The organism is Nodularia harveyana UHCC-0300 (assembly GCF_034931085.1).
GTDB classification, from domain to species: Bacteria; Cyanobacteriota; Cyanobacteriia; order Cyanobacteriales; family Nostocaceae; genus Nodularia; species Nodularia harveyana.
On record NZ_JAYGHG010000019.1, the window covers coordinates 55,621 to 76,983 of the forward strand.

A 21,363-nucleotide genomic window follows, 5' to 3' on the forward strand; every position below is an offset into this window, starting at 1 on the left:
TTTAGACCTGCTTATTTGAGATTTTTCATCAGCTATGAACCTCAAAGCTTTGATTTGCAACTATGCAAAGAATAAAATTGAATTTATGAGAATATTCTGATATTTGTTACGTGTATCAAGGTGCATAAATAGCCCCATTCAACATAATTACGGTTAATTTATGTCTGAAACAATACTAATTCTTGGGAACCTTCAAATAGTAAAATTTATATATGATGTGTATATTATTATCATTATTTTTTTGGATGAGATTACTATATTACAACACAAATCTCATTCCTGTAGATTAATCAATATTCACTAATTTATACAAGATTTCAAAATTAAAATATCTCTAATATCAGTGTCATTATTAACCACTAGGTAGGGTAGACCTTAAGAGGTGATTTAAAAAGTTATGGGCGAATATATTTACCAAAGCTGGTAATAAATTAGACTTTTACCATATCCTTTAACCAAAAACTCTAACGCTACCCTCACCGTTTTAACTATTACTGTGCTTACGACGTTTTAATTCCGCCTCAATAGCGGCGACAACAGTTTCAATTACCTTAACTCTGGCATAGTATTTGTCATTAGCAGCCACAATTGTCCAGGGAGCCGTAGGGGTAGTAGTGCGCTGAATAGCCTGATTAATTGCGACATCGTAATAATTCCACTTTTCCCGATTGCGCCAGTCTTCATCAGTCAGCTTATATTGCTTAAAGGGATCATTTTCACGGTCTGTAAAGCGCTGGAGTTGTTCCTCTGGGCTAATGTGTAGCCAAAACTTCACTAAAACATAGCCAGCACTGGTTAACTGTGCTTCAAACTCATTAATTTCTCGGTAGGCTCTGCGCCATTCAATTTCCGAAGCAAAGCCTTCTACTCGCTCCACCAACACCCTTCCGTACCAAGAACGGTCAAAAATTCCAATTATCCCAGCCGTTGGTAATCGTCGCCAAAATCGCCAGAGGTGGTGATGAGCTTTCTCTTCATCTGTGGGCGCAGCAAAGGGATTAACAAAGTAACTCCGAGGATCGAGAATATCCGTTAGCCGCTTAATCGCTCCACCTTTACCTGCTGCATCCCAGCCTTCAAACATGACCAGGACAGGGATTTCATGCTGGTGGATGCTTAATTGTAACTTGCGTAGTTTTACCTGGGCTTTGGCTAATTGTTCTTCATAGTCGTTTTCGGTAAGGCTTAAGCTCAAATCAACCTGTGCAAGTAAGTCTGATTCTGTGGTTTCTAATTCCGTCTGTGCAGGTAAAACCGGAGCGGGAAGCTGAATTTTCAGCCTATCTAAAGCCGCAGTTAGGGTAGCAGCCAAATCTGTTAGTACCTTCACCTGCGCCCATCGTTCCGAGTCAGCCTCAACTAAAGTCCAAGGCGCAACCCCGGTACTAGTTTGCACCAGCATTTCTTCTGCAAAGGTGGCGTAGCGGTCATAGTGTTTGGCTTGCTTCCAGTCTTCTTCTCGCACCCGCCAAGCGGTTAATTCATCTTTGGCGTAATCTTTTAAGCGACTTTTCAATTCTTTACGACTGAGATGTAACCAAAATTTAGCGATCGCAGCTCCATCATCCACCATTTGACGCTCAAAAGAATTAATTTGCCCCATTAATTTCATCACAGTGGGAACTTGGTCGGTTCCGACTCGCTCAAATAACCGTTCTTCTAAAACATGAGTATACCAACTGTGATAGAAAAAGCTAATGTTGCCTTGGGCGGGAAGTTTTTCCCAGAATCTCCACAGGAAGGGATATTTGCGTTCTGCTTCAGTCGGAGGCCAAATCGGATGTACTTTAAATCCACGGGGGTCCATGTAAGAAACCATTTGCTTCACCAACGCACCCTTGCCGGAAGCCGCCCAGCCCTCCAAAACCACAATTACAGGTAAATTTTTATCCCAACAGGCATTTTGCAATTCCCGCAGTTGATGCATCAGCCTGTTAATTTCTGATTTATAGGTGGATTTATCTAAGGAAAGTGTTAAATCTAATGTATCTAGCATAGAAACTTTTTGATCTGCGTATTGCTGAATTATGGCATCATACTTATATTTGTGGTTTGCAGAGAAATTAAGGCGTTGCTGAATCGGGGTATGAAAATCAAAAATTTCATTTCTCAAACTCTTACTCTTTGCGCCTAACGCACTTCGTGCTTCGCTTCGCTGATGCGCCTTTGCGTGAGATAATTTCATACATTCATTCACCAACGCCGACTTACTTATATCCAGCTTGAGATTATCCTGGAACCGAGATATCCAAAGCAATTAACAAAGCTTCATTCAACAAAATTATGGCTTGATCACTAAGTATTCCTCTTAAAGCCAAAAAGCGAGTTTTGGATAATACCCTCACCTGATCTGCCATAGCGATAGAGTCGTTAGTTAATCCACCGTCTGGGGCTGAAATTAATACCTGAGTGGGATAAACTCGTTTACCGACTTTATAAGTAGTGCATGGAACAGCTAAAACTACAGGACTATAAGCTGCGATCGCATCACGGCTAACGATAATCACCGGGCGCGTTCCACCTTGTTCTGATCCTTCTATAGGTTCAAGTCGAGCATCATAAACTTCACCTCTCCTCATGCTGGGGATTCTCCCAATTGCAAAGCTTCCCAACTGGCGACAGCAAATTCAGCATCCATTTTTAGCACTTGGGCTTGATACTCTGGATCTTGGGTCATTTCCATGAGAGCGGCATCAATTTCTGCCCGTTTCAGAGCTTCTAGCTCATGGAGAATTGCTACTGCAACAAAATCATTCCGATTTTTGGCTTTTCCTTGGCTAACTGCCTCATCAGCAGCAGTTAAAATTTCTACAGGTAGAGTGATTGTGGTGCGGACAGTTTGATTTTTAATCATGATTTTGATGATTAAATTGACGTAGATATAAGCATCAATTTAAGCATAACTGAAAAACCCTGACGCTGAAATACAACTCTTTTGGGATGGGCAGCTGCTTCGCCACGGAAGCTTTCGACGGCTCGACTGAGCTTCGCCGAACGTCTGAGCGCTCACTCCGAAGTCTAGTCCATCCAAATTGTGCAAATTGAATGCTCAATAGCTTAAAACCTGGAAACGAGGATTTCTCGGATAAAAAACAAAATATTGCCCTCAAAACCGAAAAACTACATACTAAAAATGTATCAGAATATTGATCACCTATAAAATTTCCGTAGGCGCTCCTTCAATTACGAATTACGTTCGCGTTAGCGTGCCGTAGGCTCTATTACGAATTATTAATCTATGCAGCAGGATTACTCTGGTAAAAATCTCCGTGGGCGTTCCTTCAAAGGTCAAAATTTGGAGGGTGCAAATTTTAGCTATGCAGATATTAGAGGGGCAAACTTTACTGCGGCTAATCTTCAGAATGCCAACTTTAGCCATGCTCAATGCGGATTACAAAAACGTTGGGCAATTTTTCTAGTCAGTGTTGCATTGTTTTTCTCTGCGATTTACGGATTTTTCTCCGCCTTCACTGGATACTTAATATCTTTGATATTTGATAATTCAACCATACAAAGTCAGGTTACAGGTTGGACTACCTTAACAGTAGTCATTATGGTTTTCATAGTTATGGTTGTGCAAAGATTCAACTCCGCTATTGCCTTAGCGATCGCCATCGCCGGAGCCATCGTCATTGCTTTTACCATCGCCGGAACCCGAAATATCGCCATCGCCTTAGCGATCGCCTTAACCATTGCTTTTGCTATCGGCTTTGCCATTGCTTTTGTCATCGCTTTTACCGTCGCCATAGCCATAGCGATCGCCATCACTATCGCGGGAGAAATCGCCTTCGCGGGAGCCTTTGCCTTTGCCATCACGGGAGCCATCGCCTTCGCCTTTTCGTTCAAGGGAACCGGAGCCATTGTCATCGTCATCGCAGCAGCCATTGCGATCGCCGGAACTTTATTTAGCGCTTTCATTGCTTGGCGAGCCATAAAAGGCGATGAAAAGTACTCTTTGATTCAAAAAAGTGGTGTTGCGTTTGCTGCTTTTGGTGGTACAAGCTTTTTTGGTGCTGATTTAACAGATGCTAATTTCATAGCAGCCACACTTAAAAGTACAGATTTAAGAAAAGCAACTTTGATCCGCACCTGTTTCTAAGACACAGGAAAACTCAACCGTGTATAGACTGGTTTCACTTACCTTGATGACTTTGGTTCCAGTGAGGATCAAGTATAAGATATCCCCTTAAAAAGCACTAACAATCTAGCAACAAAGCATTACCAGTTTTACAGCTTCTGTCCAGCAAAAATAGATCGCACTTCGCCGTTACGACGAACAATAGCCTCACCATTAGCAATATCTACTAAAGTCCAGCCAGTAGCACCGATACTTTCCCCGATATGTATCCGACGAGTTACACCTTCAAATTCAAATAGAGCCGCCGATTTGTCACCTAACTCTAGTAATCCCGCCAGGGTATGACTAGGAGATGCAACAGGGTTTGGTAAAGATGCTTGCTGTTGACTATTTGTTGATGGTGTCGCTGGCCGGGTGGGAGCAACTGGTAAACTGGGTACTGGTGGCTGATTGACTGTCATGGGTGCGCTTGGCACAGGCTTGACTTCTGGGCGTACAGCCGCAGCAACTTGATTTGTATTTGCAGATTGATTTGCCGGTGGCACGGCATTGGGTGGAGATGTCTGGGGGTTCGTTGCTATCTGTGGAGGTGGCGCGTAACGCATGGGTGATGGCGCTTGATAAACAGGAATGTAAATCCGCTCGACAACATTTGTCGAAGATTTGGCAATTGGTTGTGTATTGTTAGCCGCTAGAGGTGGCGGTAAATCACCAGGAGGTTGATTGTTAGCAGCAACCACAGATGAGGATGGAGAAATACTTCGATTAGCTATTGAGGAATTAGCAGATGTGGGATTATTAGTTTTACCTTCCTGCTCAAGAATCGTCAGCGCTCCCAGCATATAGTTTACTAATTCTGACTGAGTAGTTGCTTGGGGAGATTGTGTTTGGTTCTGCGCTATATAGATATCTGGTTCAGTTAATCGAGAAGTGAGAAGACTCCCCAATCCAGACTGTAATATATATAGAGTACCTGCGATCGCCACCCCAATACTTGTACCGGTAATCAGCAACTTTGTCAGATTCAGCCTATTGTTTCGGCGCTGAATAATTGCTCCTGGTTGACGAACTACAACAGTACCCACTTGGTCGTTCTGCACTGGAGGAACTGTCTGTTCTGCGGTGGTGAAGCCGTTGGGTGAGACAATCTGCGGCATATTAATTGTGTGCAGATGGTCATATTTTGAAGCCACAGGTGTAGTGGATTCACTGTCATTGTCAAACTCTATAGAACGTGGTGTCCGACTGTCTTGGTTTAAAGAATTGCCGTTACCATGCAAAATTTCATCAATATCGGCAAAAATTTCATCCATTAAGCCATCAGCATAAAATTCTACCGACCACGGCTCATTAGTAATTAGGTCTTCTGATGGTTCTGGAATAATCAGATGGGTTCTCGCTGCTTGTAACATAAGACATTTTAGGTTGTGGTTGCCAGGAAGGAGCAAAGTCGCCCCTGTTACCTGGAAATCAGTTTTCTTAGAAGCCGAAAAACTGTCTTCAAAATCAGACAAATTATAGGCTGATTAGTATTAAATTAAACTTTACTTTAATTGGAAGAATGCTGATGATGGCATTAACTAATTTATGTCATCTATCATACTACTTCATTCAGTCTAACTATACTTAATCTTGATCACTGTTTACCTAAGCTAATGCCGCAGATTGTGACTGGCTCTTGGGTTTACGCAATTCTAAATATAGTAACAAAGCGTTAACATCCGCCGGATTTACCCCCCCAGTGCGTGCTGCTTGACCGATAGTTAAGGGTTTGACTTGAGTGAGTTTTTCCCGTGCTTCTTTAGATAGAGTATCAATTGTGTTGTAGTCTAAGTCAGCAGGTAACTGGCGGTGTGCTTGACGGGCAATTTGTTCGATTTGATTTTGTTGTCTAGCCAGATAGCCAGAATATTTAATGTCAATTTCTGCGCCTTCTTTTGCTGCTGGCTGGAGGTTGGGATTTCCCAGTCCATAACTGTCGAGGTCAACGTAATGAAATCCCGGACGGCGGAGTAATTCTGCGAGGGTAATGGAACCTTTAATGGTTTGTTGGGATACTGATGCGATCGCCTGACCGACTTCATCATGTTCTTTAATTCTGGTAGCAGATAGCCGTTGTTTTTCCTCAGTAATTTGTGCTTGTTTGGTAGTAAACAAATTCCATCGGCGATCGTCAATTAAACCGATTTCCCTTCCCAGAGGTGTTAACCGTTGGTCAGCATTATCAGAACGCAGCAATAACCGATACTCCGACCTACTAGTTAGCATTCGGTAAGGTTCCCGTAAATCCTTTGTACACAAATCATCAACCAACGTGCCAAGATAACTGTGTTCACGGGGGAAAACAATCATTTCTTCACCACGCACCAACCGCGCCGCATTAATTCCCGCCACAATTCCTTGGGCTGCGGCTTCTTCATAACCCGTTGTACCGTTAACTTGTCCGGCACAGAATAAACCAGAAATTTTCTTAGTCATCAGTGTGGGATAACACTGAGTTGCTGGTAAATAGTCATACTCCACCGCATAGGCAGGACGCAGCATAGTACAGTTTTCTAAACCGGGGAGACTACGTAACATTTGCAATTGCAAATTTTCTGGCAACCCGGTGGAAAATCCTTGAATATATAATTCAGGAATATCTCGCCCTTCTGGTTCAATAAAGATTTGGTGGCTTTCCTTATCAGCAAAACGGACAATTTTATCCTCAATGCTGGGACAATAGCGCGGTCCTTTGGCTTCCACCCAACCACCATAAACAGGTGATAAATGTAAATTTTCCCGAATTAGCCGATGGGTTTCCGTCGTGGTGCGGGTGATGTAGCAAGGAATTTGTTCCCGTTCTATCCACACATCAGGGTCAAAGCTAAACCAGCGTACAGCTTCATCTCCTGGCTGGATGATCATTTTGCTGTAGTCAACCGACCGTTTATCTACCCTTGCTGGTGTACCAGTTTTCAGTCTCCCGGTTTCAAAGCCCAAGCGATGTAAAGTCTCAGTCAAACCCTCAGCCGCAAATTCCCCAGCCCGTCCAGCTGGCATAGATTTGTTACCCACCCAGATTTTGCCGCCCAAAAAAGTACCGGTGGTTAAAATTACTGCTTGACAACCAAAAGCCACACCAAAGTAAGTCTCAACCCCAATTATTTCATCATTAGCACCTAGCACCAAGTCCGTTGCCATTGCTTCCCGAATGGTCAAATTTTCTTGGTTTTCGACAATAGTTTTCATCACGGCGGCATATTCGCGCTTATCACTTTGGGCGCGTAATGCCCACACCGCCGGACCTCGTGAAGAGTTGAGGATACGCTTTTGGAGGTAAGTGAGGTCTGCAACCTTGCCAATTTCTCCCCCCAGTGCATCCACCTCATGGGTCAACTGAGATTTAGCCGGGCCACCCACTGCGGGATTACAGGGTTGCCAAGCGATTTTATCTAAATTGAGTGTCAGTAACAGTGTACGACAACCGAGGCGGGCAGCAGCAAGAGCCGCTTCGCAACCGGAGTGACCTGCACCGACGACAATCACATCAAAAGCGTCTTGAAATTCCACTGAATTGTGCATGGTCATACTTACAGGAATAGCAGGTTGAGATTGTATGAACTATTTTAACCGATTCAGTCTGTGTAGTTAATTATTTGCTTTCTGACTGGGGGCTTTTAACGGTTATAGGAGTTACGCAGATACAATAGAAAAGTCACATATTCAATTTCTGGAGTTGCTTTTGTGGGATTATTTGATGATTTAAGTAAATTTCTAGAAGATCGTTTAGAAGAATTTTTGCGTAACAATCCACATTTAGAGTTAGAGGCGTTGTTAGAACAGCTACGGCAACAAGAAGAAGACACATTAAAGTTGATTGCAGATTTAAAATTACAGGAAAAGCGATCGCAAGATGAAATTCTCTCCACAGCCCAAGAAATTCAGCGTTGGCATATCCGCGTGGAAAAAGCTAAAAATGCTAACAGACAAGATTTAGCCGCCGGCGCACAGGATAGAGAAGCCGCCCTCTTACGGGAAGGAAACCAGCGCTGGGGACAAATGCAGGGTTTAAAAGAACGCATAGCCCAATCTCAAGAACTACTGCGAAAAATTCAAGTGCGGCGACAGGAAGTGCAAGCCAAAGCCACAGAAGCCCAAACATCACGGACTCAAACCCAAACTCAGCAGCGCATAAAAACAGATGCTTGGTGGAATCCCACTAGCAGTTACACCAGTGGCTTGGACGATTTAGAGGAAAAGTTTCGCCGTTGGGAAACTCAAGATGAGTTAGAACAGATGAAGCGCAATATGGGTAAATGATCTGGTTCCAGTTATCAGTGAACCGACAACTGTTCACTGATGATCTCTTGCATACTCGCCTATTAATCTTTAACTTTCTCCTTCGCGGAGCATCTATCTCACAAGAAGGATGCAGTTTCCTTGTTTATTTATAGCAACCGCCAAAGAAGACACAAACAGATAATTAAGCCCTGACACCAAAAAGCTATTAACCCAGTCCCCAGCTATACCCAATAAAAAAGTGGCTCTGTATAGAACAAAACCACTGAATATTATGAAAATTAGTTGTCTAACCTAGCGTACTCCACCATGAGTAGAAACCGTATCAATGGGTTTCATCAGGTACAAACGGAGGAACTGCCAAGCATGAGACAGATAAATTGGTGCTTTTTGGAAGAATTGGAAGAATTTGGGCGTTTTAGAATTGGCGATCGCCCCTAATTTTTCGTTATTCTGGATACATATATCCAAACGCTGATAAAATTCAGGATTCTCCACATCCAGCATTAGAGGAAAGACTCTACCTGCATTTTCATTAGTCTTTTTAATCACATGGATGTCGTATTCTCGCGCATCTAAGCCAATGGCAGCATAAAAGTCTTTACGCTGAATGTCATTGAGATACATGGTAGCAAATACTGACAAGAGGAAGAAGCGACTCCACAGTTTTGCTCTCCAATCATTCAACATTTGTGGCTGGGATCTCATAATCGCGTCAAAGAAATCGCCATGACGGTTTTCATCCTGACACCAGTTTTCAAAGAAGCGGAAAATTGGATAAATTCTATCTTCAGGATTTGCTTCTAAATGACGGAAAATGGTGATATAGCGCCAATAACCAATTTTTTCTGAAAGGTAAGTAGCGTAAAATATGAATTTTGGCTTAAAGAAGGTATAAGCGCGACTCTTGGTTAAAAAGCCTAAATCTAGGGACAGATTGAAGTCCGACATGGCTTTGTTCAAAAACCCTGCATGACGAGCTTCATCCCGTGACATGAGGTTAAAGCACTCGGCTAAGACGGGGCTTTTGTCTTTTAAACGGCGGCCGAGTTCTTTGTAGAGCAAAAAGCCGGAAAATTCGGCTGTGCAAGAACGTTCTAAAAATTCTACAAACAATTGGCGAGTTTCCCCGTCAATGTGATCCCAGGATTGGTCGAACTCCGCATTTCGCACAAAGTGATGGCGATTGTAGTCAACACGAAACTCTTCCAGGATGGCTTGTAACTCGTCTTCGTTGACGGATATATCCATCCGTGCCATTTCATCAAAGTCAGTTGTGTAAAACCGGGGTGTTAACAGGGTTTCTTTTGCCGGGGATTTCACCCCTGGGCGCATTTCATCAAAGCCTGGTTTTTGTAGGGAATCTACCATGTTTTAATTGCTCTTTTGTCTTTATGATCTTGAGTACACCAGAAAGCTCATACTAATTTGTAACTCATAACCGCAGATTCCATCTAGGTTTTTAGATAATTGTATCTGCGGGATTTTTGTTTCAAAGGGGTATGAGGGTCATGCTTTCACAGGCGCAGGAGACGAGAATAATTTATTTGTATAAAATTCAGTCTACCAAGATGCAGCCTAGAATCTAGTATAGAAAAAGTTAAGAGTTGCAACAATCTCTCCAGATTTCAGGAACGAATCATCAAAAATTTGTCGTCATATCCATAATGGTCTATATGCTTGTTTATCAGTGGTTGGGAGCTTGATTTGCAAATTACAGGATTTAAATGTTCTATTTACCACATTAAATTTAAGTAATTTTGTCATCGCTGATTCACTTAAAATTAATAAATATTCTATAAGTAGCTTCATTACCAATCCATTTTAAACAACAAGAGAAAATCGAAAGGCTGAAAAATAAGATGAATCCTGAAAAGAATCAGCAGAAAGACCGTCTTCTTGTCTCTTATATTTTGAGTGGAGCGTTTTTTTTCGTGGGATTAGGAGGTTTGCATCGTTTATATAATGGCAAAATCGGTACTGGTCTTTTGTGGTTGTTCACTTTTGGCGTATTTGGGATAGGCCAGTGTGTCGATTTGTTGTTGATCCCGAATATGGTGGATGAATACGAAGAGAAACTGAGAGCAAAAGCTGGTTTATATCCTTTGGGTGTCCCTGTTAATCCACAGGCGATCGCCTCTCAAGTTTACCAGCCCACAGGTAATAAACTGATGATTGAACTACTGAGAGCCGCAGAAAGCAAGGGTGGTAGTTTAACTGTTACTCAAGGTGTGAGTATCACGGGTGCAGGTTTTGCGGAAGTGGAAACTGCACTTAAGGAAATGTTGACATCAGGGTATGTGGCAATAGATAACGACCCCACAACCGGAGCCGTTACCTACTACTTCCATGAACTGGGCTAATTTCTACCTAGCCACTTTTGACCGTTCAAACGCTGCACTAAACCAAATACTAAAAGGTCTAGTGTAATTCGACGCTCATCAATGAGGAATGATTCCAGGGTGCTAGGTTTTTTCCCTTCATTACAAGAAAATCCCTTGTTCCCGGTGATATCTTCATCTGGGAAATACAAGTTAAACTGGCGCTGACCGTTCTGCCAACTACCGATGACTTGCCAGCATTCTTCGGCTGACTGAAAGCCTGAGATGGGTAGTTTCTGTTTGGCAAAGGACAGCTGCAAGTCTGAAACACCTTCCTCGGCGATCGCATTTTGCAAAGATGGCAAGTAGTGTTGCTCCATAAACTCTACAAAAGGCTTATCTTCCACAGCTGGAGGTTTTTCCTTTTTTGGGGGTTTTTCTGCCTTGGGGGGTGCAGCTTTTGTCTTAGCTGCGTCGTCCGTAGGAGTATTTTTTGCAGCGACACTGGGAGGCACTTCTTTGGCTTGATTTTGATTTTTTTCTTCTGCCATTGCTCAGGTTCATCCTTTGTCTAGCTTTTAGAGCGTTCGCTCACATTTGGGATAGTAAGTTATCTTCATTTTGACATAGGAGAGCTTGGCGATCGCTGTCAACTTTCAGAGATATTGCTATTCACACTGCTGGAGAGAACCAAAAATGTGGAGAAAAAGTTTCTTTATTTACTACCTTTCTAATTTAAAAATTAAAGTTCTCATTGTTTTGGCGAATAATATATAACCTCTTGTTTCTAGAAATAAACATATTTTGGAATTCTGCATATTTTTCACAGCAGTTAATTCTAAATCTTCTATTAAAATTACTTTCGGTTTATATTTATCCCAGTTATTAGAAGTGAGAACTTGATAATCTAAACCCTCAACATCAATACTCAAAATATCAATAGTCTGCTCTGGGGGTAAATGTTTATCTAAAACTTCCGCCAGTGTTTGAGTTTGGAGTTGAGTTTCCGCAACTATTTTATATTTACTTCTGATAGTAGCAACTTCTGCCGATACAGGTAAACAAAAACTATTTAGTGCTGGTTCATCAAATTCATAATAAGTTAATGTTTCCGATTTATCAGATATGGGAATTTCCAAATTAATATCCCTGGGACGCAACAGATTAAAAATCTCCATGCTTCCCGGCATAGCATCAATATTAATCCCTTGCCATTTTCTCAATAAGTAGAAATAATATGTATTAGAGAACCTTTGAGGATGATGCGCTCCCACATCAACATAAAAACCTTTGGCTCTACCATCAAATAACTCTGCTACCAGCATATCTTCCCCATCTTGTGACCAAGATATTTTGTGGAAAGCATATTGTTTATTAGTGTAAGCGGTGGAGTATCCGAGCGCTACTTTAATAGACTGTTTAATTCTGGCAATAAATCTGCTGATTTCATTGGACATATATATTATGTATTTTTTATTTTGCTAAGTAGCTCATACTAAATTTAGATGAAACTACATATAATAGGATTTTATAGAATAATTGAACGCAGATGAATTAATGGATTTCATGATTTTCTGTAGGCTGACATAAAATTGATGTTACCTAAAACCAACTTTATGAGGAGATCCTCGGCTTCTTACAGAAATCGAGGATCTATTTCCTAATCATTTTGCCATTTAAAACTCAGAGGATTGTTTTACCCACCAGCTACAGCCGGGACAATACTGACCTCATCACCATCTTTTAAGGGTGTATCTATCCCTTCTAAAAAGCGAATATCTTCGCTATTCACATAGAAGTTTAAAAAGCGTCGTGCTTGTCCTTTTTCATCACATAACCGTTCTTTAATCCCAGGGCAGTTGGCCTCTAAAGAATCGAAAAGTTCGGAAACATTATTACCACTACAGGTCAGGGTAGCTTGGTTATTTGTGAATTTTTGCAGCGCGGTGGGAACTAAAACGGTAACAGCCATAGAAGTAGAAATTTAAGAGTGAAAGGGGAGAGTTAAGAGTCACGTTAGGAGTTGAAAGTTAGGAAAAGAACTCTTAACTCACAACTGCTAACTAAACTAAGACTTGTTGCCATTCTAAGCGGTCAAGTGTCCGAGAGCGCTCTAAGGCACGTTCAAAGCTATCGAGTTTAGCGTCAATTGTCAACGGTTCACCGACGTATCCTTGGACTGCTTCTTGGGTTTTTAAGCCATTACCAGTGATGTAAACTACTGTGGTTTCATCTGGATCAATTTTGCCGGCTTCTACTAATTTTTTCAGCACAGCAATGGTTGTACCACCGGCTGTTTCTGTGAAGATACCTTCTGTTTCTGCTAGTAGCTTGATTCCGTCAATAATTTCGGCATCATTGACTGATTCAATATTACCGCCAGTTTTTTGGGCTAGTTCCACAGCATAAATACCATCGGCGGGATTACCAATGGCTAATGATTTGGCAATTGTATTTGGTTTTACTGGTTTAATGAAGTCGCGTCCTTCTTTAAATGCTTGGGCGATGGGTGAACAACCTTCGGGTTGAGCGCCACTAAAGCGGACATCTTTACCTTCTACTAAACCGACTTCTACAAATTCTTGGAAACCTTTATAAATTTTTGTAAATAAGGAACCAGAAGCCAGAGGCGCAACAACATGATCTGGGAGTTCCCAACCGAGTTGTTCTGCAACTTCAAACCCTAGAGTCTTGGAACCTTCAGAGTAATAAGGACGGAGATTAATATTGACAAAACCCCAGCCGTGTGTATTAGCGACTTCCGAGCAGAGACGATTTACCTGATCGTAGTTGCCCTTGACTGCCATGAGAGTGGGGCTGTAGATTAAGCTACCCAGGATTTTACCGGCTTCTAAATCGGCGGGGATGAATACACAACAATCTAAACCGGCATGGGCGGCGATCGCAGCTGTAGAATTAGCCAAGTTACCCGTACTCGCACAGGAAACGGTTGTGAAACCCAATTCTCTAGCGCGGCTGAGAGCCACAGACACCACCCGATCCTTAAAGCTCAGGGTGGGCATATTTACGGCATCATTTTTAATATAAAGTTTATTTAGACCCAGGCGACGAGCCAGGCGGTGGGAACGAACCAGGGGAGTCATTCCTGTTCCCACATCAATTACATTATCAGTTGCGACAGGCAGAAAAGGACGGTAGCGCCAGATGGAATTGGGACCGGCGGCGATTTTTTCCCGTGTAATCGTCAGACGTAACTCACTGAAGTCATATTTAACTTCCAGTGGTCCAAAGCATAACTCACAAACATGACTGGCTTTAAGTTCGTATTCAGCACCACATTCTTTACACTTTAAAGCTTTTAAAGTCGAAGTTGTTGATTGGGTATCTTTGGTGATTGCCTGAGTCATAAATGAAGCCTTCCCTGTTTTGTCATTCAACTGTGAATTGATACTAGCATGGGTCAAAATACTCGTCAAACATACCCGACTATTTTTGTCGGGTATTGTATTTTTTTTATAGGGAAAAATCTTGGCGATAGAGTTCAAAGGACAATTCCTGGGGTGAATGACTTATGTAATCAACTGGGTAGGGAAAGTAAACACCAAGTTTTCCGGATTTACAGCATATTCGTGATTATTTCCGCAGGGGTAGCTTGCGGATTTAGTTAAGATGGTGCATAAATCTCATCAACTCACTGATTATTATTTTTCCCATGACTACAGTTAGCGAATATTTATTTCAGCGATTAGAAAGCTTAGGTGTTGAACATATATTTGGTGTACCAGGAGATTATGTTCTTGATTTAATGGATGTCTTGAACAAAACTCCCATAAATTTAATTTGTAACTGTAATGAATTGAATGCTGGTTACGCAGCAGATGCTTATGCACGGGTTAGAGGTTTAGGTGCTGTTTGTATTACCTATGGTGTGGGTGGTTTTAGTTTAGTTAATGCTGTGGTTGGTGCTTATGCAGAAAGAGTTCCCCTAGTAGTAATTAGTGGTGCGCCCAACAGTTCTGTGAAAACAAGTAACTTGCTGCTACACCACACCACAGGAGACTATAACCTGCAACTTTCGATTATGGAAAAAATCACCGTGGCGGCGGTGAACCTAACTAAAGCTAGTCAAGCAGCAACTCAAATTGATCAAACTCTAGCGGCTTGTCTGCATTATAAACGACCTGTTTATATTGAAATTCCCTTGGATTTAGTAAATCAAACTTGCATTATTCCCGAAAATCAACCGCCTCTTTCATTAAAGTTCACAAATCCAGAAACAGAATCAGCCGCTTTAGAGGAAGCCGTAGAAGAAGCTGTTAATTTATTAGAAAATGCACAGCGTCCCGTGATTTTAGCCGGTGTGGAGTTTAATCGGTTTGGTTTACAAGATAAATTGCTGCAACTGTTAGAAATTACTGGTTATCCCCTGGCTACGACTATGTTGGGTAAATCTTGTATTTCAGAAATGCACTCACAATTTATTGGTAACTATCTTGGGGCTTTGAGTCGAGATAATATCTGTGAACGCATCGAAACGGCTGACTGTGTGCTGTGTCTGGGTGCAATTATGTCTGATATGAATTTGGGAGGATACACAGCTAATCTGGATGAGCGGAAGTTAATTAATGCTAATTCTGAGAAGGTCAAAATTAAACATCATTTTTATCAACCTGTTTATTTAGGAGATTTTATTGATGGTTTAATTAGCAAGCTTCAGAAGAAAGATCATGAGACTTTAGATATTATTCCAGCTTATCATATACTTTCTGAAAGTTTTATTCCCCAGCCTGAAAATAAATTAACAAATCACCGCTTTTATGAGCGTATCAACCATTTTCTCGAAGATGATTTTATTGTGATTGCTGACACGGGAGATGCCATAATATCGACAATGGATTTATTCATGCCTCAAAATACAGATTTTATTGGACAGGCGTTTTATTTATCCATTGGTTATTCCATTCCCGCCTGTTTGGGTGCAGCTATGGCTGATCCTCTCCGTCGTCTGATGGTTTTTGTCGGTGATGGCGCTTTTCAAATGACTGCTCAAGAATTATCTACGATTATTCGCTATAAATTGAACCCGATTATTTTCTTAATTAATAATGATGGTTATACCATTGAGCGGGTGATTCAAGATGGTGCTTATAATGATATTCAACCTTGGAAATATCATGACATTCCCCACGTTTTTGGAGAAAGTTGGAGTTGTGAAGTTTCTACAGAAGGGGAATTAGAAGCGGCTTTAGTCCAAGCCAAAGCTAATACTGATTGTGTTTCTTTTATTGAAATTTACCTGGATAGGTTTGATTGTTCTCCAGGTTTAATGCGTTTGGGTAAAGCTTTGGGTAAAAAGGCTTAAAGCTTTGGTGCGTTACGCTACGGCTAACGAGAATAGAACCCCACTTGAGGTCATTTAATTTAGACTTATTAGAGTTTTGGTGCGTTACGCTACCGCTAACACACCCTACAGTTTATTTATCTTGACATGGTTATAATTTATGCTTAGTTACTGGTTAACCCCCACTGACTGGGGGAATTAATACAACTTCGTCGCCATTTTGTAGTGGTGTTTCTGGGGGGACAAAGTTTAAATTAATGCCAAAACGGGTGATTTCACGCCATTGGGCGAGTTCTGAGTGTTGAGCAATGAGGCGATCGCATACCGCGCTAACTGGTGTACCATCAGGTAATTCCAAGATTAATTCTGAAACCTGATATGCTTCTTGGTAAGCAGCAAATAACTTGACTGTTACCGTAATTATAGACTGAGACATAAAAAAATCATCTCCTCCCTGATTCCCTGATAATTTTACCCGTGTATCTATAAATTTCCAGGGTGTGGGAATGGAGGAGCCAAATTCTCAATAAAGCTGCTCTAACTTGTGGAAATCACGCTGTACTTCTATTGATAGAGCTTTATTATGAGGATCTATCTTCAGGGCTTTTTTCAGGTAAATTCTGGCTTTTAAAAGTTGATTCTCCGCAATTAAAGCTCGTCCCCAAATTTGATAGGCTACAGCTTGCCATTGTCTCACCTCTGGGTCTGCGGGTAAACGTGCGGCTAAAGCTTCCACCAGGGCGATCGCCTGGGGAAATTTTCTTCCTTTTAAAAAACGTTGCAGTTGTTCATAAGTCTTCCACTTCAGTCGCCGTTCTATTTCTATAAAATTAGGAGGCTTTGGTGGTGTTGGTGGTCTTTCCACTGTCACAGTGGTTGTTGATCCTGTGGCTGTAGTACCATCACTTCTAATGGTAGAAGACTTACTTGACCTTTGGGGGACTTCCTCAGAAGGTAATACCGTTAAAAGGAATTTGTATGCCTCTGTTAGGGCAATAAACTTATCTTTAGCTTTGATATCATCTGGGTTGATATCAGGATGATATTGCTGCGCCAGTCGTCTATAAGACGCTTTGATATCAGCAAAAGAGGCTCCTGACCTTAAACCCAATAAACGGTAGCAATCTCCAAGATCCATCTTGATCTATTAATTATCTGCGTGCAGCCTTAAAGCTTTAACTATAAACATTCATCATATAATTTATAGTTCATATTTGACCGTTTTTCTCGATTTTTAGTTTTTAGACGACTACTCAGAGCTAAAATCAGCGTATTTACTGGTTTTTAACCATAAAATTGTGGGGAGTGCAGGGTTACTTTGATGCCAAGAGACCCGGTTGATGGGAGAGTGACATGACTCCGACCTAAAGGTACGGAGCTTCTAAGAATCACTTCTTAGTTTTCCTAGTTGCTTCCTTGGGACTGCGCTCAAAGCGAGTCTTACGGGTTTTCGACTTTGACCTAGACTGAGTTTCTTCAATCCCCGGCAAACCGTCTGCGTAGGCGTTTTGGATTCCCGACTGCCCATCGGTACTAATCAATTTGATTCCTCTGTTTCTAATTACTTGACCACTAGCAACATCTCTATCAGTCGTGTAATTGCAACTAGGACAATGATGCACTCTAACGCTCAAATCTTTTCTAACTTCTGCACCACATTCAGGACACTCGATAGAAGTTCCCCTAGCGCTAACTTCAGCAAAGAATTTACCTCGTTTCCAACACACATACTTGGTGATGGTTCGGAATTGTCCAAACCCAGCGTCAAGCATCTGTAACCCAAGCATTCCTTTTGCCAAAGTCCGGTAATCCAAGTCTTCCATGAAGACCATATCACCAGCATCACAAAGAGCATGAGCTTGTTTGAAATGGTAATCTTTGCGGGTATTATCAATCCTGTGGTGAAGTCTAGCAACCTTGATGCGTTGTTTCTCGTAATTTTTAGAACGCTTCTTTTTCCGAGACAGCCTGCGTTGCAGCAATTTCAGCTGGCTTTGCATCACTTTCAGGAATTTGGGCGATTTTACGAGAACACCATCACTGGTTGCTAAAAACTTTTCCAGTCCTACATCTACCCCAATGGGAAGACCATGCGGCATGGGACTGGGAACATTAACATCACATTGAATGTTGATAGAAGCGTACCAAACATTCGCTTTATTAATTATCCGAACTTGCTTAACCACAAATCCACTCTTGATTGGGCGATGCAAGTTGATCCGAATCAGTCCCAGTTTAGGCAGTGCAATATGTATTCCTTGCACTGGGTTCTGTTTAAACTGAGGGAACAGCAAAGAACTGAACTGCCCAAACTTTTTAAATCTGGGAAACCCATGCCCAACCTTCTGAAATCCCTCCCATCCTCGGTGCAATTGTTTGAGTGCTTGCTGCAAAACCTGACTTGGTACTTCGTTTAATCGGGGAAATACTTTTTTAGCTTTTGGCAAAGCATTAAGCTGGCGCACTTCGCTAGGGAAAGGAACGTCCGCAGCTATGATATATTCATGACTAATCGAACATCTGTCAACCATGCACTTACGACTATTGCACCAGTCCTTAATTTCTCGCAACCCATAGTTGTAGGCAACGCGACAAATATCCATCCACTCAAGAAGTGTCCGTTCTTGGGTGATAGTCGGGTAGATTCGATAGCGGTAATTCATGGTTAGCATTTCACTATTCTACCAAATATTTACTAGCACTATTTTGTCTAGTAAATTAAAGCCGTGCTGCAAGCACGGGGTTTTTAACCCAATTATTTGATAAAAAGCAGAAATTATGCTTAGTTTTGTTCCCAGCCTAAAGGAATTTTGAGAAATGTGGAAAAAAATCGTATTTATTTTGCTACTAGTATTAAGCATCAGCTTTAGTAATCCTGCTGTTGCGGCGGCGGCTGGATTCAAAAGCTTTGTAGACTCCTATGATGGTTATGAGTTTTTATACCCTAATGGCTGGTTACAAGTTAAAGTTGCCAATGGCCCTGATGTGGTATTCCATGATTTAATTGAAATTTCCGAAAATGTTTCTGTAGTTATTAGCCCGGTTCCCGATGGTAAAACTTTAACAGAACTAGGAACACCCACAGAGATAGGATACAAATTAGGTAAATCGGCTTTAGCCCCTGCTGATTCCGGTCGTTCAGCCGAATTAGTGAATGCTTTTGAGCGAGAATCTAATGGGAAAGAATACTATATTCTAGAGTATAAAGTAAAACTTCCGAATCTAGAAGACCGACATAACGTCACCAGTGTCGCTGTTAGTCGGGGTAAGCTGTTTACTTTTAACGCCTCAATTCCAGAGAGACGTTGGCAGAGAGTTCAAGGTTTAATGGAAAATGTGGTAAATTCTTTCTCGGTGTATTAATGGTGAGTAGGGAAATCTGGGAAACCTCATATCCCATTAAAAACGGCTATTTTTAACCAAAATCTCATGAAAACACCGGAATTTGTCCTTGCTTCAGCTTCCCCAGCCCGCCACCGCTTGCTGCAAACTGTGGGTATTTCACCAATAGTTAAGCCTAGTGATTTTGACGAGTCGCAGGTTGAACTGAATGAACCTGCACAGTTGGTGCAAACTCTGGCAAAATGTAAGGCGGAAACTATCGCTCCACAGTTTGAATCGGCTTTGATTATGGGCTGTGATTCGGTGTTGGCGGTGAATGGTGAGATCTATGGTAAACCAGCTGATGCTACAGAGGCGATCGCCCGTTGGCACTTAATGCAAGGTAAATTTGGCGACTTGTATACTGGTCATGTGTTAATTGACTTGCGTCAAAACCAGACCTTGGTAAAGTGTCAGGTAACTAGAGTTTATTTTGCCCCAATGAGCGATCGCACTATTCAAGCCTATGTCGCTACTGGCGAACCTCTCAAGTGTGCTGGTGCTTTCGCCCTTGAAGGTTTTGGTAGTTTATTTGTGGAAAAAATTTCTGGTTGTCACAGCAATGTAATTGGTCTAAGTTTACCCCTGTTGCGGCAGATGCTAGAAGAATTGGGTTACGATGTCACCGATTTCTGGTAATGATGGATCAACCAGCACGGGTAGGGAGTGTCTACTCACTCCCGCTTATCTCTTCCTCTCTGCGTCTCTGCGTCTCTGCGTGAGAAAAAAATATTTATATTACCAACGCCAACAGAAGGTAAACTGACAAATAGATAGCATTTGCCAGAAAAAGATGTCAACTACTCCTTCTACCTCACTGCGAGAACAACAACATCCCTTAATTCACCAACTAGCTGATTGTATTGAAGCAGTTTGGCATCAGCACTTAGAACTATCACCATACAACCTACCAGAAGAATTAGGGTATGTAGAAGGGAGACTAGAAGGGGAAAAACTGATTATCGAAAATCGCTGCTATCAAACCCCGCAATTCCGCAAAATGCACCTGGAACTAGCAAAAGTCGGAAATATGCTAGATATCTTGCATTGTGTCATGTTTCCCCATCCAGAATATGACTTACCGATGTTTGGTTGTGACTTAGTTGGGGGTAGAGGTCAAATTAGTGCGGCGATCGCCGACCTATCCCCGGTAGACTTAGAGCGTAAGTTACCAACATCATATAACACCAAACTCACAGCCCTCACAGAAGTTAACTTTTCCCAACCCCGTGAACTACCAGAATGGGGACATATATTCTCAGATTTTTGTCTTTTCGTGCGTCCTAGTTCTCCAGAAGAAGAGAAAATGTTTCTGTCCCGTGTACAAGCATTTCTAGAGATACATTGTACCCAGGCGATCGCATCAACACCAGTTTCCCCAGAAAAATCCCAACAAATTCTCGCCGGACAACGCAACTACTGCACCAAACAGCAACAAAACGACAAAACCCGCAGAGTATTAGAAAAAGCCTTTGGTCAAGAATGGGCAGAAAATTACATGACCACAGTATTATTTGACCTCCCAAAATAACAAATATTCCTCACCATTTATTAATCTCCCACATTCTCCTCATCTCCCCCATCTGTAAGTTCTGTTACGTTTTCCCCTAACTGATGAATGTAGAATTTATTCAACTAGATCAATGGAGTTAGACAACAGCAGCAAAGTCTTAGAGCAAATATTCCCAAGATCAAACACTAAATAATTCGTTGACCAAAAAGTTAAGGAAACTGTAATGTGAAGAATGCTCTATTTGACATATATTTGTATATATCAGGGAATAGGGAACTCTTAACAGGGAACAGGCTTGAAACTCGCTGTCAGGGTTTAATTATATGTTTTTATCCTCACCTCCTTGGCGGTTGTTATAGCAGTTGACTCATACCATTTCTTAATGATAGAAATGCCTAACAAGCCTCTAAAACTGCTACTAGTGGGTAAATTCAGCGCTGTTACTCACAGAAAATGGAGATAACCAAATACTTTATTTCCCACAAAA

At 41.7% G+C, this 21,363-nt stretch carries 20 protein-coding genes; 7 read left to right on the forward strand and 13 right to left on the reverse strand.

The features are described 5' to 3' along the window. Positions 1-484 precede the first annotated feature (484 nt). The 3 genes from pap to VB620_RS12570 are packed head-to-tail and all read right to left on the reverse strand — an operon-like array spanning position 485 to position 2,851. Positions 485-2,185, reverse strand: coding sequence for a polyphosphate:AMP phosphotransferase (gene pap, locus VB620_RS12560; protein WP_323196492.1), 1,701 nt, complete (start codon positions 2,183-2,185; stop codon positions 485-487). A 43-nt stretch (positions 2,186-2,228) separates the two neighbouring features. Then, positions 2,229-2,579, reverse strand: coding sequence for a type II toxin-antitoxin system PemK/MazF family toxin (locus tag VB620_RS12565; protein ID WP_323196493.1), 351 nt, complete (start codon positions 2,577-2,579; stop codon positions 2,229-2,231). Continuing rightward, entirely contained in the window at positions 2,576-2,851 is a 276-nt protein-coding gene (locus VB620_RS12570) for a ribbon-helix-helix domain-containing protein (protein WP_323196520.1), read from the reverse strand. Before VB620_RS12570 ends, VB620_RS12565 begins: the two co-directional genes overlap by 4 nt. A 387-nt stretch (positions 2,852-3,238) precedes the next feature. Between VB620_RS12570 and VB620_RS12575 the strand changes: the two genes are divergently transcribed. Next, on the forward strand, positions 3,239-4,099 hold the full coding sequence (locus VB620_RS12575) for a pentapeptide repeat-containing protein (RefSeq protein WP_323196494.1): 861 nt from the start codon (positions 3,239-3,241) through the stop codon (positions 4,097-4,099). Between the two features lie 128 nt (positions 4,100-4,227). Here the strand turns inward: VB620_RS12575 and VB620_RS12580 are convergent, their stop codons facing one another. Both VB620_RS12580 and mnmG read right to left on the reverse strand, forming a co-directional pair. Continuing rightward, positions 4,228-5,592, reverse strand: a complete 1,365-nt coding sequence (locus VB620_RS12580) for a hypothetical protein (RefSeq protein WP_323196495.1) — start codon at positions 5,590-5,592, stop codon at positions 4,228-4,230. 133 nt (positions 5,593-5,725) lie between these two features. Then, positions 5,726-7,648: a tRNA uridine-5-carboxymethylaminomethyl(34) synthesis enzyme MnmG gene (gene mnmG, locus VB620_RS12585; protein ID WP_323196496.1), complete on the reverse strand. Its 1,923-nt coding sequence runs from the start codon at positions 7,646-7,648 to the stop codon at positions 5,726-5,728. A 156-nt stretch (positions 7,649-7,804) separates the two neighbouring features. Here mnmG and VB620_RS12590 point away from each other — a divergent pair, with 156 nt between their 5' ends. Further along, positions 7,805-8,380, forward strand: a complete 576-nt coding sequence (locus VB620_RS12590; protein ID WP_323196497.1) for a TIGR04376 family protein — start codon at positions 7,805-7,807, stop codon at positions 8,378-8,380. A 273-nt stretch (positions 8,381-8,653) separates the two neighbouring features. Here VB620_RS12590 and acsF read toward each other — a convergent pair whose 3' ends face one another. Beyond that, on the reverse strand, positions 8,654-9,730 hold the full coding sequence (gene acsF, locus VB620_RS12595; RefSeq protein ID WP_323196498.1) for a magnesium-protoporphyrin IX monomethyl ester (oxidative) cyclase: 1,077 nt from the start codon (positions 9,728-9,730) through the stop codon (positions 8,654-8,656). A 491-nt stretch (positions 9,731-10,221) separates the two neighbouring features. Here acsF and VB620_RS12600 point away from each other — a divergent pair, with 491 nt between their 5' ends. After that, positions 10,222-10,722, forward strand: coding sequence for a TM2 domain-containing protein (locus VB620_RS12600; RefSeq protein WP_323196499.1), 501 nt, complete (start codon positions 10,222-10,224; stop codon positions 10,720-10,722). Here the strand turns inward: VB620_RS12600 and VB620_RS12605 are convergent. The 4 genes from VB620_RS12605 to thrC form a co-directional block, all read right to left on the reverse strand. Continuing rightward, complete coding sequence (locus VB620_RS12605) at positions 10,719-11,231, reverse strand: DUF2996 domain-containing protein (protein ID WP_323196500.1); 513 nt, start codon at positions 11,229-11,231, stop codon at positions 10,719-10,721. The two genes, VB620_RS12600 and VB620_RS12605, sit on opposite strands and share 4 nt — an antisense overlap. A gap of 171 nt (positions 11,232-11,402) precedes the next feature. Beyond that, complete coding sequence (locus VB620_RS12610) at positions 11,403-12,137, reverse strand: FkbM family methyltransferase (RefSeq protein WP_323196501.1); 735 nt, start codon at positions 12,135-12,137, stop codon at positions 11,403-11,405. Positions 12,138-12,376: 239 nt separating this feature from the next. Continuing rightward, positions 12,377-12,652 (reverse strand): MoaD/ThiS family protein, encoded by a 276-nt coding sequence (locus VB620_RS12615; protein WP_323196502.1) that lies wholly within the window; start codon positions 12,650-12,652, stop codon positions 12,377-12,379. Positions 12,653-12,743: 91 nt separating this feature from the next. Next, positions 12,744-14,048 (reverse strand): threonine synthase, encoded by a 1,305-nt coding sequence (gene thrC / locus VB620_RS12620; protein WP_323196503.1) that lies wholly within the window; start codon positions 14,046-14,048, stop codon positions 12,744-12,746. Positions 14,049-14,353: 305 nt separating this feature from the next. On the opposite strand from thrC, the gene VB620_RS12625 reads away from it, so the two are divergent. Continuing rightward, positions 14,354-16,003: an alpha-keto acid decarboxylase family protein gene (locus VB620_RS12625; RefSeq protein ID WP_323196504.1), complete on the forward strand. Its 1,650-nt coding sequence runs from the start codon at positions 14,354-14,356 to the stop codon at positions 16,001-16,003. A 154-nt stretch (positions 16,004-16,157) separates the two neighbouring features. Here the strand turns inward: VB620_RS12625 and VB620_RS12630 are convergent, their stop codons facing one another. The 3 genes from VB620_RS12630 to VB620_RS12640 all read right to left on the reverse strand — a co-directional run bounded on the left by VB620_RS12630 (position 16,158) and on the right by VB620_RS12640 (position 18,645). Continuing rightward, positions 16,158-16,418 (reverse strand): MoaD/ThiS family protein, encoded by a 261-nt coding sequence (locus VB620_RS12630; RefSeq protein ID WP_323196505.1) that lies wholly within the window; start codon positions 16,416-16,418, stop codon positions 16,158-16,160. Between the two features lie 87 nt (positions 16,419-16,505). After that, entirely contained in the window at positions 16,506-17,120 is a 615-nt protein-coding gene (locus tag VB620_RS12635; RefSeq protein ID WP_323196506.1) for a J domain-containing protein, read from the reverse strand. Between the two features lie 250 nt (positions 17,121-17,370). Further along, on the reverse strand, positions 17,371-18,645 hold the full coding sequence (locus VB620_RS12640; RefSeq protein WP_323196507.1) for an RNA-guided endonuclease InsQ/TnpB family protein: 1,275 nt from the start codon (positions 18,643-18,645) through the stop codon (positions 17,371-17,373). Positions 18,646-18,799: 154 nt separating this feature from the next. On the opposite strand from VB620_RS12640, the gene psbP reads away from it, so the two are divergent. From psbP to VB620_RS12655, 3 genes are all read left to right on the forward strand, one after another. Further along, positions 18,800-19,345 carry a photosystem II reaction center PsbP gene (psbP, locus tag VB620_RS12645; RefSeq protein ID WP_323196508.1) on the forward strand — a complete coding sequence of 182 codons (546 nt, stop codon included), beginning with the start codon at positions 18,800-18,802 and terminating at the stop codon, positions 19,343-19,345. A 66-nt stretch (positions 19,346-19,411) separates the two neighbouring features. Beyond that, a complete protein-coding gene (locus VB620_RS12650) occupies positions 19,412-20,002 on the forward strand; it encodes a Maf family protein (protein ID WP_323196509.1) in 591 nt (196 codons plus the stop codon). Between the two features lie 154 nt (positions 20,003-20,156). Then, complete coding sequence (locus tag VB620_RS12655; RefSeq protein ID WP_323196510.1) at positions 20,157-20,894, forward strand: phycocyanobilin:ferredoxin oxidoreductase; 738 nt, start codon at positions 20,157-20,159, stop codon at positions 20,892-20,894. Positions 20,895-21,363: the final 469 nt, after the last annotated feature.

Bases quoted from the DNA above. Each gene is read 5' to 3' on its own strand.
- pap (WP_323196492.1), bottom strand. From the start codon at position 2,185: ATGAAATTATCTCACGCAAAGGCGCATCAGCGAAGCGAAGCACGAAGT.
- VB620_RS12565 (WP_323196493.1), bottom strand. From the start codon at position 2,579: ATGAGGAGAGGTGAAGTTTATGATGCTCGACTTGAACCTATAGAAGGA.
- VB620_RS12575 (WP_323196494.1), top strand. From the start codon at position 3,239: ATGCAGCAGGATTACTCTGGTAAAAATCTCCGTGGGCGTTCCTTCAAA.
- mnmG (WP_323196496.1), bottom strand. From the start codon at position 7,648: ATGACCATGCACAATTCAGTGGAATTTCAAGACGCTTTTGATGTGATT.
- acsF (WP_323196498.1), bottom strand. From the start codon at position 9,730: ATGGTAGATTCCCTACAAAAACCAGGCTTTGATGAAATGCGCCCAGGG.
- VB620_RS12600 (WP_323196499.1), top strand. From the start codon at position 10,222: ATGAATCCTGAAAAGAATCAGCAGAAAGACCGTCTTCTTGTCTCTTAT.
- VB620_RS12605 (WP_323196500.1), bottom strand. From the start codon at position 11,231: ATGGCAGAAGAAAAAAATCAAAATCAAGCCAAAGAAGTGCCTCCCAGT.
- VB620_RS12610 (WP_323196501.1), bottom strand. From the start codon at position 12,137: ATGTCCAATGAAATCAGCAGATTTATTGCCAGAATTAAACAGTCTATT.
- VB620_RS12615 (WP_323196502.1), bottom strand. From the start codon at position 12,652: ATGGCTGTTACCGTTTTAGTTCCCACCGCGCTGCAAAAATTCACAAAT.
- thrC (WP_323196503.1), bottom strand. From the start codon at position 14,048: ATGACTCAGGCAATCACCAAAGATACCCAATCAACAACTTCGACTTTA.
- VB620_RS12625 (WP_323196504.1), top strand. From the start codon at position 14,354: ATGACTACAGTTAGCGAATATTTATTTCAGCGATTAGAAAGCTTAGGT.
- VB620_RS12630 (WP_323196505.1), bottom strand. From the start codon at position 16,418: ATGTCTCAGTCTATAATTACGGTAACAGTCAAGTTATTTGCTGCTTAC.
- VB620_RS12635 (WP_323196506.1), bottom strand. From the start codon at position 17,120: ATGGATCTTGGAGATTGCTACCGTTTATTGGGTTTAAGGTCAGGAGCC.
- VB620_RS12640 (WP_323196507.1), bottom strand. From the start codon at position 18,645: ATGAATTACCGCTATCGAATCTACCCGACTATCACCCAAGAACGGACA.
- psbP (WP_323196508.1), top strand. From the start codon at position 18,800: ATGTGGAAAAAAATCGTATTTATTTTGCTACTAGTATTAAGCATCAGC.
- VB620_RS12650 (WP_323196509.1), top strand. From the start codon at position 19,412: ATGAAAACACCGGAATTTGTCCTTGCTTCAGCTTCCCCAGCCCGCCAC.
- VB620_RS12655 (WP_323196510.1), top strand. From the start codon at position 20,157: ATGTCAACTACTCCTTCTACCTCACTGCGAGAACAACAACATCCCTTA.